Below are 11,371 nucleotides of genomic sequence, written 5' to 3'. Positions count from 1 at the left end.
GTGTAATAACATGAAAAATATAGGGGTGGTGTTATGATACTTTTAACGATAGGAGCAATTTTGTTAACGTTATTTATTTTCTTTATTATCGGCTTTATTACGTTTATGATGTTTGTTGATAAGGCGACACCTCAAATATATTATACACCTTGTGAATCAGTGACAGTGAAAACTAAAGGTAAACATAGAAGGAAGAAAAGTTGAAAGTTGGCTTTTCTTCCTTCTTCTATTACATTCCCGAAATAACTAACAACAATAATCCAAATAAAAAACTAGTCAAGGAAAGAAAACCGATACATATGGAGAATACACGATTATTTCCCCATTCGCGCCAGAAAGTTATAAAACCTAAAATACAAAGGAAAAACCAAATGGGTAAGAATATGAACTCACTAACTTTCTCGGGGAGTAACGAATAAAAAGTTGTTACATATAAGATCCAATTAGTAAAAAATAAAATGCAAACGATAATAGATTGTAAGTAGAGGCGGTTGAAAAATCTCCCTTTTTTTACGGTTATAAAAATGATAGTTAGCGCTGAGATAAAGGCAATGAGTATGAAAATAAGTAAGAGTAATGTCAGCGTCATTCGAGTCTCCTTTATAAGATTGTTTTTATCATGCATTAACGGACAGTAAGACCCCCGCCTCAAAATTCAGCGTAAGAAAAGAGGTTATGTGGGGGATGAACAACCCCCACTGATTAAAGTTTCACTTTATAAGAAATGAATCTATTAAATTGTATGCTTGTTTTGTAGAGTGCTCGTTATATTTTTCAGTGTACGGATTTAGAAATCCATGTTCACCGTGTAGTTGTTTGATTTCTAATAAAGGATTCTTTTGTTGCTGCAATGTGTGAATGAAAGAGGATACTGAAAAACTAGATTCTTTTTCAGGGAATATAAGTAATGTAGCGCATGTAGGCTTTATGTGGACATAGTCGCGTATACGAGAACCGTAACATCCGATAATAAAATCTATTTTCGGATTGTTACTACATAGCCATGAGACGGTAGCTCCAACACTAAAGCCGATAAGTCCAATATGTGTATAACTACTAGAAAGATGAGAAATGAATTCTTCAATTTGCTTTTTTCCATCATCAAATCCAATATGATTTACAAAATGTTCATATGCTTTTTCTTCATCACTGTAATGAAATGCATGTTGTAAGTGTAGAAGATTAGGACAGAATACATCTATATGAGATGAAGTAAAGTGCTGGGTAACGTGATGCATATGGTCGTTCACACCATATATTTCATGAACAATAACGAGAGCTAATTTTTCCTTCATAGTTATAAAGTACCTCTATGAAACTTAAATTCTTTCTCAACAAGACAAATACGCAGGTGGAAGTTTTCATACCATTGCTCACGACCTCTTTTTTTCGCTTCTTTATGTAAGGTGTTCTTCTTCCAATTTTCAATCGCATCAAGTGATTCCCAATAAGAAATTGTTATTCCAAGTCCAGAATTACCTCGTGCACTTTCTACACCTAAAAATCCAGATTGTTGCTTTGCAAGTTTCTCCATTTCTTCGGCAACGGTATTATAGTCAGTTGTATCATTTGATAAATTAGAAGTGAATATAACTGCATAATAAGGCTTGTTTTTTTCTAAATTAGATGCCATTATTTTTCCCCCTTAATGTATAGTACGAATAATTAATCCATAGTTTGTATTTTAGCAGGTCACAAAAAGAAAAGAAGTAGAAAATTCTTATTTTTTCAGCTCATGTAAAATAAAGGATTGAAGAAATTTATAATAAGTAATCTGAAAGAAGAAAAATGCCACTTCAAAAGAGAAGTGGCATTTCTTATATTTCCTCTAAGCTATTAACTGGAACAGTTAATTCGCGTCCTGGGTTTTTTACTTCATATATGCGGGCGGTTTCATTGCTTTCATCGACGTGTTGAATCATAACAGGCATGCCTTGAAAATTGACATTGGCTTGTTCTGCTGACATAGAAAGCTCTATTGCACGTTGTATATTCATTTATATTCCTCCCATCATTATTATCTTTGCTAAAAAAGAGGAATAATATACCATTTAGAGACATTCTTAAAGTTTTTGTATTATTTGTAATGTTTCTTTAATAAATGAAGAAAAGATGGAATCAGGATAACCATCTATCGCTTGAACTGCTTCTTTTGCTTCTTTCAGAGCAGCTGTTTTATCTTGAAGTTTTATATGACACAGGGCACGATAAGACCCAGCTGTTAATACCCACGATTGATCAAGTGGATGACTCATATAATCTGGTATGGTAGCGTGTTTTAATATTGCCAAAGCTTCCTTATAACGTTTTAAGCCATACAAAGATTTTCCTTTTTCAAGATAATATAATCCATCGTCTTGAAAGATTGGTTCATCTTTTAGTTTTTCTCGGAATTGTTCTAGATGTTCTAATGCGATTGTATATTCATTAGTAATTGTGTTGTAGTAGTAAGCTTTTAAAATATCAATAATCGCAATGGATAGAATATCTTCTGTAAAAATGGCAAATTGCTCTGATTTTTTTATGTAATATAAATACTGTTCTTTATCAGCTGTAATGACTTTTTGGTAAGATAAAATGCGATAAAATTCATCTGTTTTATAATACACTTGATGTTTTTTTGAAAATGCAAGTGCATCTAAAATGACTTTTTCACATTTTTTATAATTGCCGTATGCGAGTAAAATAATGGCTTCTTTTAAGTATAATTGTATATGTGTAATCAGATCCATTTCTAAATTCTTTGCTTTATATTCATCACGAATTGTAGCAATCATCTGTAAACATTCTTTATATTTTTTACGTTTGAAGAGCATATAGTAAAACAGTAGTTTCGTTTCAGTGCTTTCTCGATATAAAGTATATTTTTCAAATATAGAAACAGCAGTTTCAACGTAATATTCAATATGATAATCGTTCATAATAACTGCTCCTGTTAGGAACTGTTTATATAAGCGAGCTGTATTTAAAGTAGAAGGTAGTTCTGTTTGAACGATAGGTAGTAAAGTCTTGTATACTTCATCGCATTTATTTGCTTTTATTAATGGCTCCATTTTTTGAATGAGTTCTACAATTTCTCCTTCATCTTCTTCTAATAAAAAGCTCATTTCACATTCAAGTTTTTCAGCAATATATTGTAATGTTTTCATAGAAGGTGTAGCTTTTCCATTTTCAATTTGACTTAGCATACTTTTTGTGAGTTCTGAACCTGCTAGATCAGTTTGAGTAAGCTTTTTTTCTTTTCGTAACGTTTTAATTTTTTCACCGAGAGTAGCCATATAATTGCTCCTTTATAGTTAGAAAGTTAAATGTCATTAAACTTTTTGTTGTAAAAATTGGAAAGTTAATTATATAATAAGTTTAACACAATTTAACTTTTAAGGGGAGAGAGTCAAAAATGGAAGATATAAGTATAGGACAACATGATTCAAGAATGAAGATTGCAACGAGAAATATCATTTTAATGATGATTGGAAAAATGACGTCTTTATTAGGCGCAGGTATTTATACGTTCGCAATGGGGTTATATGTATTAAAGACTACTGGTTCAGGGATGGGGTTTGCAACTACGCTCGTTTGCGGATCACTTCCAAGGATGATCTGTGGCCCAATTGCTGGTGCTGTAGCAGACCGTGTGAATCGAAAATGGCTTGTCATTGGTACTGATTTATTAAGTAGTTTAACGATGCTTAGTATGTTTATTCTTGCTACTATATTTGGACCATCACTTCTTTTTATTTATATTTCAGCAGCATTATTATCAATTTGTGCAAGTTTTTATTCCGTTGCATTAACTTCGTCTATTCCGAGTTTAGTAGATGAAGGACGTATTCAAAAAGCGAGTGCTTTAAATCAAACGGCGGCTTCTTTATCAAATATTTTAGGACCGATTATTGGCGGAGTTGTATATGGTTTCTTTTCAATTAAATCGTTTTTCCTATTAAATAGTATTACGTTCTTTTTAGCGGTTATTTTGCAATTATTTATCGTATTTGATTTATATAAAAAAGAAGTGGCTGAGAGTACAGAGCATTTCTTGACGAGTATAAAAGAAGGTTTTTTATATGTAAAAAGACAACATGAAATATATGGTTTAATGAAAATAGCATTGTGGGTAAACTTTTTTGCGTGTGGTCTAACAGTTGCACTTCCTTACATTATCGTCCATACATTGCATTTATCTTCAAAGCAACTCGGTACTGTAGAAGGAATGTTAGCAGTCGGGATGCTAATGGGAGCGATTGCTTTATCAGTGCGTAAAGAAGTGAATAATCCGTTTCGTTCTATTTATACTGGACTGTTTTTGTTTGCAGGTTTAAGTTTATGTACAGCCTTTCCGTTGTTAGTTATCATTCCAAAAGTAGCAAGTTTTATTTACTATATTGCTTTTATGATGTTAACTGGTATAGCAATTATGATTGTAAACATTCCAATGCAAGTACATATGCAAAAAACGACAGATCCGAGCTACCTAGGGCGTGTGTTTGGCCTACTTGAAACAATTGCGACTGCAATCGCACCGCTTGGTATGATTGTATATGGACTACTATTAGATATGTTGCCAACTAGCATTGTTATGATGACAATAGGTGGAGGGTTATTGTTAGTTGTATTAGTTGGAGTAAAGCAACATATGGCGAAAAAACAAGTAGATGTGTCCGCTTAAAAATAAGAAAATAATAAAAATTTGACTTATCATTATAAAAATGACTAAATTAGTATTTTAGTTTTTGAAACTCTTTTTCATGTATGTTAAAGTAAAGTGAGCTTGCAAAGAAAAGGAGACAACAGCATGAAAAAATTAAGTTTTGTTATGCTTTTTCTATTAGTCGTAATGGCTGGATGTAGCAATTATGACACATATATTGAAACAGGTATGCAATCATTGAAAGATGAAAAGTATAGTGATGCAACAATGTGGTTCGAAAAAGCAGAAAAAGAGAAATCAGGAAATGAAGCGAAATCATATAAAGAAGTTGCTGAGAGAATGGATCACGGAGCAACAGCATTAAAAGACGGTAAGTATTTAGAAGCGAAAGACATTGCAAATGAAGTGTTACAAAAGAAAAAAGATGATGAACTTGAAAAAGCTGTAACATCAAATGCAGAGAATATGCTTCAAAAAGCAAAAGATGTGGAAGAGAAAGTAAATGAAAGAGTGGCAAAGCGTAGAAAGGTAGAAGAAGAAGGAATCGATAAACTTATTAAAGCTGTCGATAGTATAGATGAAGTGAAAGAAAAAGAGAAGAAAGTATCAGAAGCATTAGATAAGGCTGAAGAGGCGCAAGCAAAAATTGAGGCAAAGAAAAATAAATAGATTTATAGTTTAAAAGGCTGTCGTGCATAACGACAGCCTTTTAATTTTTTGTTGCAAATGAAGTGATGCTCTGTAGTAAAAAAGAAATGATTTTAGAATTCCATCTGTCCTCATGATGAATCGTATAAATATTACGCTGAAATTCAAATTCAGGGATTGGTATATAGCATAGCTCATTTCGTTGTATTTCTTGCTCGATAGCAAGTTTAGAAATAAAGGCAATTCCATTACCATATTTTAAAATTTGTTTCATCGTTTCTAATGAGTCTAATTCAATTTCAGATTGGAATGTAATGTTGTGCGCCAACGTCCATTGTGTAAGTAAATCTCTCGTTGTAGATGGATTACGATGCAATAGTATGCGTTCCTTTTCGATATTTTGTAACGATACATTGTCTTTCTTTGAAAAATGATGTTCTTTGGAAAAGGCAAGAACAAGTGTATCGGGCATTATATTCGTTTGTTTTAAAAGTGGTTCATCAAATGGAGCAGCGGAAATTATCCCAAGATCGATTTCGTGATTTTGTAGCATCATTCGAATTTCAGGGGCTGTTTTCACTAGTAGCGTTATTTTTATATTGGGAAATTCACATTGAAATTGATGAACGACTTCTGGCAAAAGATAAGTCGCTGGTACATAACTAGCGCCGATTGTTATAGCACCTTTATGAAAATCTTTAAACTCTTGCGTGACACGTCTAGCTTCTTTCATAAGTGCATCTATTTTACAAGCATAATGGTGCAAAGCCTCACCAGCCTCTGTTAAGAAATACCTTCCAGAACGTAATTCGAATAGAGATACACCGAGTTCTTCTTCTAAGCTTTTTATATGAAATGTAATAGTTGGTTGTTTAACGCCAAGTTTTTCTGCAACGATTGTAAGCTTTTTGTATTTCTTAATAAGTACTACAATTTCTAATTTTAAGAGATTCATTATGAATTGCCGCCTTTTTTATTTTAACTATAGAAAAAATCTATAGAAATAAATAGTTTATTAGAAGTTTTTTAATTTAATCTTTACAGTACATTAACATTCAGTATAAATCTTCCATATAGAATGAAAGCAGGTTAAGAATGAGGGGAGAGAGGTGAAGCAATGGATATTACAATTAGTGGATTAGAAAAGGCATTTGGAAAAATACAGGCGTTAAAGACGTTGCAGATTGTAATGAAACAAGGGGAATTCACTACACTTTTAGGACCTTCGGGGTGTGGGAAAACGACTTTACTTAGAATGATAGCAGGGCTTGAAGAACCAGATAAGGGAGAAATATATTTTGGAGACCAGTGCATGTATTCTGCTGCAAAAAAGATAAAGACATCTCCTCATGAACGGAATATCGGTATGGTATTTCAAGATTTTGCTTTATGGCCGCACATGACTGTTTTTGAAAATGTTGCATTTGGTTTAAGAGCTACAAAGCAAACGAATCAATTGCGAGAAAAAGTAGAAGATGCGATAAAGCGAGTTCGCCTGCAAGGTATGGAGAAAAGGTATCCACACGAACTTTCTGGTGGACAGCAACAACGTGTCGCATTCGCTAGAGCAATTGTAACAAAACCTCATTTTATTTTGTTTGATGAACCGCTAAGTGCACTCGATGCAATTTTGCGAGAAGAAATGAGAATAGAGCTTATGGATATCGTTCATTCCATTGGTTTAACTGCACTGTATGTCACTCATGACCAAACAGAAGCAATGTCAATGTCAGACCAAATTATTGTCATGAAACAAGGAGAAGTATTACAAAAAGGAACACCGGAAGATATTTATGTGAAACCGTCTCATGAATTTGTTGCCAAATTTGTTGGTAAGGCGAATTGGCTTGTAGAGGGTAAAAAAATGGTTCGTCCAGAGCATGTGAGCTGGACGAAAAATGAAGTGTGCGAAATGTATACAGGTGAAATTAAGCACGTTACATATGTAGGAGAACGTTATGAAGTGAAAGTAAATATGGGGACTTTAGGCATCTGGACAGCCTATCACAATAGTAAGCTAGGCATCGGTAAACCAGTATCGTTATATGTGCCAAAAAAATGTATTCATCATATAGGGGGAGAATCGTATGAAGAAATTCAGTTCGCTTAAGTCTTTATTTGTATGTACTTTATTATTTTCGGCTGTAGTAACAGGGTGTAGTTCAAAGACAGGCAATGCAGATGCGAAAAGTAAAAATACGACTGAAAAGAAAATTGTTGTATATAGTGCAGGGCCAAAAGGGTTAGCAGAAAAAATTCAAAAAGACTTTGAAAAGAAAACTGGTATAAAGGTGGAAATGTTTCAAGGGACAACTGGTAAAATTTTAGCGAGAATGGAAGCTGAAAAGAAAAATCCAGTCGTTGATGTAGTCGTACTTGCATCATTACCAGCGATGGAAGGATTAAAGAAAGAGGGTCAAACGTTAGCTTATAAAGAAGCGAAACAAGCTGATAAGCTGCGTTCTGAATGGTCAGATGATAAAGGACATTATTTCGGGTATAGTGCTTCAGCATTAGGGATTGTGTACAATACAAAAAATGTGAAGACAGCGCCTGAAGATTGGAGCGATATAACGAAAGGAGAATGGAAAGGGAAAGTGAATCTTCCAGATCCAGCACTTTCAGGTTCAGCTTTAGACTTTGTAACAGGATACGTGAAAAAGAATGGACAAGATGGATGGAATTTATTTGAGCAGCTTAAGAAAAATGAAGTTACAGTAGCAGGAGCAAATCAGGAAGCGTTAGACCCAGTTGTAACAGGTGCGAAAGATATGGTCATTGCGGGTGTTGATTATATGACGTATAGCGCAAAAGCAAAGGGTGAACCTGTTGATATCGTATATCCAAAAAGCGGAACAGTTATTAGCCCACGTGCAGCTGGGATTATGAAGGATAGTAAAAATGTTGAAGGTGCAAAAGAGTTTATTGATTATTTATTATCCGATGATGTACAAAAACAAGTTTCTAAAGCGTATTTATTGCCTGGTAGAACAGATATAAAAGCTGAAAATAGACCAAATGTAGAAGAGATTCCAGTATTAAATATTGATTGGAAAACAGTTGAGAAAGAGCAAGATGAAATAGGAAAACAATTTAAGAAAGTATTTCAATAAGATGGTGATTCCATGGTAAATCGATTCGTATCAGTAAGACAAGTTGGAATGACGGTAGCATTATTACTTGTGGCGATGTTAATCGTCATTCCACTTTTTCTTATTTTATTTTCTAGTGTATATGAAAATAGCAGTTGGAATTTTTTAAAGCCTTTTGAAGTGATACAGAGTGGTGGATTAGCTGGGATTTTTCTAAATTCGATGCTTCTAGGTGTACTCGTTGTAATAGGAGCTACAATATTTGCATTTCCATTGGCATTTATTATGAGCAAAACAGATGTAGGAAAGTATAGTAAGTTAGATATTGTTTTTATGATTCCATTTATGACACCGCCGTATATTGGATCGATGGGCTGGATTTTGTTCATGCAACCTAACGGCTATTTTGAACAATTTTTTCCGATGCTAAAGACAGTTTCATCATCGTTTTTTAGTTTAGGAGGTATGGTCTTAATTATGAGTCTGCATTTATTCCCATTTCTTTATTTCATGCTGAAAAACACGTTACTTCAGATTGGGAGTAGTAAAGAAGAAGCTGCAGCAGTTCATGGCGGAAGTTTTTTCTATCGTTTAAGAAAAATAATATTGCCGTTATTAGTATCAAGTTATGTAATGGGTGCTTTACTCATTTTCGTAAAGACGATTGCTGAATTTGGAACACCGGCTACATTCGGACGTAGAATAGGATTCCACGTGTTAACATCAGAAATCCATAAATTTATTTCGAGTTGGCCAATTGATTTTAGTAGTGCAACAGCATTATCTTCTTTATTACTTAGTGCTTGTATGCTTATTTGGTATATGCAAAATGTATTGAATCGAAAGTATTCATATGCAATGGTTAGTGGAAAAGGTGTGAAATCTAAAAGATATACTTTGTCTATATTTACGCGCGTTGTAGCATGGATGTATGTAATTGGTTTATTAATCGTATCAATTGGAATTCCATACTTTTCTATACTTATTGCTTCTTTGTCAAAATTAAGAGGCGGCGGTTTACATGTAAATAACTTTACAACAAGCCATTATGAGGCATTGTTTACAATAGGATCTCCGGGATTAGAGGCTTTATGGAATAGTTTTCTTTTTTCACTCGTAACAGCAATTATCGCGGTAATGATTGGAGTCTTTTTGGCACTTATGATTCGAAAGGGGAAAAAAACCTCTGAAAAATGGCTTGATATGTGCGGTATGTTACCGAATATGGTACCAGGAATCGTTATGGTTGTAGGTCTTATTCTATTTTGGAATTCACCATATATGCCTATGTCAATTTACAATACACCAATCATGGTTATCGTAACGTATGTTGTTCTGTTTTTACCTTACACGGTGCAATATGTAAAATCATCACTCGGACAAATTGATGATTCTCTCATGCAGGCAGGAAGTGTTTTTTCTGGAAATTATATTTATATTTTTAGAAAAATAATAATGCCTCTTATTATCCCAGGCATTATTGCTGGATGGGCGATGACATTTACAATTTCGATAAGAGAGTTAGTAGCATCGCTTCTCGTATTACCTCCATCAGTAGAAACGTCAGCAACGTTTATTTTTGCCCAATTTGAACAGGGTGAAGTATCTATAGGCATGGCGATGGCTGTCGTTTCTGTTGGACTTACAACAATGTGCTTATTATTGCTGCAACATATGGAGCAAAAGCGAAAAGGGGTAGCATGATGAGGGTAGAAGTATGGGGAGGAGCAGGAGAGTACGGTCGCTCCTGCTATTTTGTAAAAAATAAAGAGACGAAAATAGTATTTGATTGTGGTATTAATCGATCTTATGAGGATGGTTATCCAAAAATAGAGAGAGAAGCTGCTCCATTTTTAGATGCGATATTTTTATCACATATTCATGAAGATCATACGATGGGTTTACCTTTATTAGCGAAGTATGGATATAAGAAAAAAATTTGGACGACTCGTTATACGAAGGAGAAACTGCCGTTATATTATGAAAAATGGAGAAACTATAATGTGATGCAAGGGTGGAATTTACCTTATAGCGACCAACACATAAAAGATTTAAATTATGTATGTATTGATGAGATTAGCAATCCAAATGAATGGGTACAAATTACTCCTACATTGCGGTTTCAATGGGGATATAGTGGGCATGTATTAGGAGCTGTTTGGTTTTTAGTTGATATGTGTAATACATACGTATTTTATTCAGGCGACTATTCAGCAGAGTCTAATATACTACGAGCTAATTTACCTGAGAAATTGGGCCACAATATAAAAGTTGCAATTGTAGATGCCGCTTATCACACAGAGGATGTTTCGCAAAATGAAAGATTAGACAATCTATGTGCAGAAATTGAACGAGTTATGCAAAATAAAGGAATAGCATTATTACCGCTGCCACAACTTGGTAGGGCACAAGATATAGTATTGTATTTATATGAACGATATAAAGAATTTCCGCTTATAGTAGATAAAGAAATTTTGGCTGGATTCCAAGAGATGTTCGTATATAAAGATTGGATAAAAAATAATGAAGAATTTAAATGGGTTATGGAGAGTTTAAAAAGAAACATAATAGTGATGGATAATGACATTAGTATGCAAAATAGTTACGGAATAGTTGTAATGAGTGATGCGAATATGCAAACGAAACGAGCGCAGTTATATTATGAACAACTTCGGAATGAAAAGCGAAATGCCGTTATTTTTACTGGGCATATTGCGAAAGGGAGTTTTGCAGAAAAAGTTATGAAAGAGCATGTAGGTAAAGAATGTAGGGTGAAGCGAGTTCCATATAAAGTTCACCAAAGTATAAGAGACGTTAAAGAGATGTTAAATACATTATTACCAGAACATACGGTGCTAGTGCACGCTTTGAAAGAGGATACGGATCGATTACAACAAAAGCTAAGTTCAGCAGGATATGAAAATGTATATTCACTTGCAATGGAACGTATAGAAGTCATTTGAAATGTAAAGGGGATAGGTAT

13 protein-coding genes are annotated in these 11,371 nt (G+C 33.9%); 7 read left to right on the top strand and 6 right to left on the bottom strand.

Features of this window, described 5'->3' with window-relative positions; all coding sequences use genetic code 11:
- The first annotated feature begins 33 nt into the window (after nucleotides 1-33).
- A complete protein-coding gene (locus MKY38_RS13565; RefSeq protein ID WP_000602236.1) occupies nucleotides 34-204 on the top strand; it encodes a DUF3951 domain-containing protein in 171 nt (56 codons plus the stop codon).
- A gap of 25 nt (nucleotides 205-229) precedes the next feature.
- Here the strand turns inward: MKY38_RS13565 and MKY38_RS13560 are convergent, their stop codons facing one another.
- The 5 genes from MKY38_RS13560 to MKY38_RS13540 form a co-directional block, all read right to left on the bottom strand.
- Nucleotides 230-589, bottom strand: coding sequence for a hypothetical protein (locus MKY38_RS13560; protein ID WP_080476094.1), 360 nt, complete (start codon nucleotides 587-589; stop codon nucleotides 230-232).
- Nucleotides 590-710: 121 nt separating this feature from the next.
- Entirely contained in the window at nucleotides 711-1,295 is a 585-nt protein-coding gene (locus tag MKY38_RS13555) for a dienelactone hydrolase family protein (protein ID WP_065224035.1), read from the bottom strand.
- A gap of 2 nt (nucleotides 1,296-1,297) precedes the next feature.
- Complete coding sequence (locus MKY38_RS13550) at nucleotides 1,298-1,633, bottom strand: antibiotic biosynthesis monooxygenase family protein (protein WP_003312864.1); 336 nt, start codon at nucleotides 1,631-1,633, stop codon at nucleotides 1,298-1,300.
- A 184-nt stretch (nucleotides 1,634-1,817) separates the two neighbouring features.
- Nucleotides 1,818-1,997, bottom strand: a complete 180-nt coding sequence (locus MKY38_RS13545) for an H-type small acid-soluble spore protein (protein ID WP_001025731.1) — start codon at nucleotides 1,995-1,997, stop codon at nucleotides 1,818-1,820.
- Between the two features lie 66 nt (nucleotides 1,998-2,063).
- Nucleotides 2,064-3,278, bottom strand: coding sequence for a helix-turn-helix transcriptional regulator (locus MKY38_RS13540; RefSeq protein ID WP_341049132.1), 1,215 nt, complete (start codon nucleotides 3,276-3,278; stop codon nucleotides 2,064-2,066).
- Nucleotides 3,279-3,397: 119 nt separating this feature from the next.
- Between MKY38_RS13540 and MKY38_RS13535 the strand changes: the two genes are divergently transcribed.
- Together MKY38_RS13535 and MKY38_RS13530 are read left to right on the top strand one after the other, a co-directional pair.
- Nucleotides 3,398-4,666 (top strand): MFS transporter, encoded by a 1,269-nt coding sequence (locus MKY38_RS13535; RefSeq protein WP_065224037.1) that lies wholly within the window; start codon nucleotides 3,398-3,400, stop codon nucleotides 4,664-4,666.
- A gap of 126 nt (nucleotides 4,667-4,792) precedes the next feature.
- A complete protein-coding gene (locus MKY38_RS13530; RefSeq protein ID WP_000736443.1) occupies nucleotides 4,793-5,317 on the top strand; it encodes a DUF4398 domain-containing protein in 525 nt (174 codons plus the stop codon).
- Between the two features lie 40 nt (nucleotides 5,318-5,357).
- On the opposite strand, the gene MKY38_RS13525 is transcribed toward MKY38_RS13530, so the two are convergent.
- Nucleotides 5,358-6,251: a LysR family transcriptional regulator gene (locus MKY38_RS13525; RefSeq protein WP_001050611.1), complete on the bottom strand. Its 894-nt coding sequence runs from the start codon at nucleotides 6,249-6,251 to the stop codon at nucleotides 5,358-5,360.
- 162 nt (nucleotides 6,252-6,413) lie between these two features.
- Here MKY38_RS13525 and MKY38_RS13520 point away from each other — a divergent pair, with 162 nt between their 5' ends.
- From MKY38_RS13520 to MKY38_RS13505, 4 genes are read left to right on the top strand one after another with little or no spacing between them, the layout of a single operon-like run.
- Nucleotides 6,414-7,406 (top strand): ABC transporter ATP-binding protein, encoded by a 993-nt coding sequence (locus MKY38_RS13520; RefSeq protein WP_065224038.1) that lies wholly within the window; start codon nucleotides 6,414-6,416, stop codon nucleotides 7,404-7,406.
- Complete coding sequence (locus MKY38_RS13515; RefSeq protein ID WP_025709170.1) at nucleotides 7,384-8,409, top strand: ABC transporter substrate-binding protein; 1,026 nt, start codon at nucleotides 7,384-7,386, stop codon at nucleotides 8,407-8,409. The genes MKY38_RS13520 and MKY38_RS13515 overlap by 23 nt, the downstream gene beginning before the upstream one ends.
- Before the next feature lie 12 nt (nucleotides 8,410-8,421).
- A complete protein-coding gene (locus MKY38_RS13510; RefSeq protein WP_048558349.1) occupies nucleotides 8,422-10,092 on the top strand; it encodes an ABC transporter permease in 1,671 nt (556 codons plus the stop codon).
- Nucleotides 10,089-11,351, top strand: coding sequence for an MBL fold metallo-hydrolase (locus MKY38_RS13505; RefSeq protein WP_065224039.1), 1,263 nt, complete (start codon nucleotides 10,089-10,091; stop codon nucleotides 11,349-11,351). Before MKY38_RS13510 ends, MKY38_RS13505 begins: the two co-directional genes overlap by 4 nt.
- The last annotated feature ends 20 nt before the right edge of the window (nucleotides 11,352-11,371 follow it).

The sequence above is a fragment of the Bacillus sp. FSL R5-0585 genome (assembly GCF_038004545.1).
Classification (GTDB): Bacteria; Bacillota; Bacilli; order Bacillales; family Bacillaceae_G; genus Bacillus_A; species Bacillus_A cereus.
Note: the sequence above shows the minus strand (reverse complement) of the source record. Positions and strands in the feature narration are given on the sequence as shown.

Bases quoted from the DNA above. Each gene is read 5' to 3' on its own strand.
- MKY38_RS13515 (WP_025709170.1), top strand. From the start codon at position 7,384: ATGAAGAAATTCAGTTCGCTTAAGTCTTTATTTGTATGTACTTTATTA.
- MKY38_RS13505 (WP_065224039.1), top strand. From the start codon at position 10,089: ATGATGAGGGTAGAAGTATGGGGAGGAGCAGGAGAGTACGGTCGCTCC.
- MKY38_RS13540 (WP_341049132.1), bottom strand. From the start codon at position 3,278: ATGGCTACTCTCGGTGAAAAAATTAAAACGTTACGAAAAGAAAAAAAG.
- MKY38_RS13510 (WP_048558349.1), top strand. From the start codon at position 8,422: ATGGTAAATCGATTCGTATCAGTAAGACAAGTTGGAATGACGGTAGCA.
- MKY38_RS13555 (WP_065224035.1), bottom strand. From the start codon at position 1,295: ATGAAGGAAAAATTAGCTCTCGTTATTGTTCATGAAATATATGGTGTG.
- MKY38_RS13525 (WP_001050611.1), bottom strand. From the start codon at position 6,251: ATGAATCTCTTAAAATTAGAAATTGTAGTACTTATTAAGAAATACAAA.
- MKY38_RS13520 (WP_065224038.1), top strand. From the start codon at position 6,414: ATGGATATTACAATTAGTGGATTAGAAAAGGCATTTGGAAAAATACAG.
- MKY38_RS13550 (WP_003312864.1), bottom strand. From the start codon at position 1,633: ATGGCATCTAATTTAGAAAAAAACAAGCCTTATTATGCAGTTATATTC.
- MKY38_RS13535 (WP_065224037.1), top strand. From the start codon at position 3,398: ATGGAAGATATAAGTATAGGACAACATGATTCAAGAATGAAGATTGCA.
- MKY38_RS13530 (WP_000736443.1), top strand. From the start codon at position 4,793: ATGAAAAAATTAAGTTTTGTTATGCTTTTTCTATTAGTCGTAATGGCT.
- MKY38_RS13560 (WP_080476094.1), bottom strand. From the start codon at position 589: ATGACGCTGACATTACTCTTACTTATTTTCATACTCATTGCCTTTATC.
- MKY38_RS13545 (WP_001025731.1), bottom strand. From the start codon at position 1,997: ATGAATATACAACGTGCAATAGAGCTTTCTATGTCAGCAGAACAAGCC.
- MKY38_RS13565 (WP_000602236.1), top strand. From the start codon at position 34: ATGATACTTTTAACGATAGGAGCAATTTTGTTAACGTTATTTATTTTC.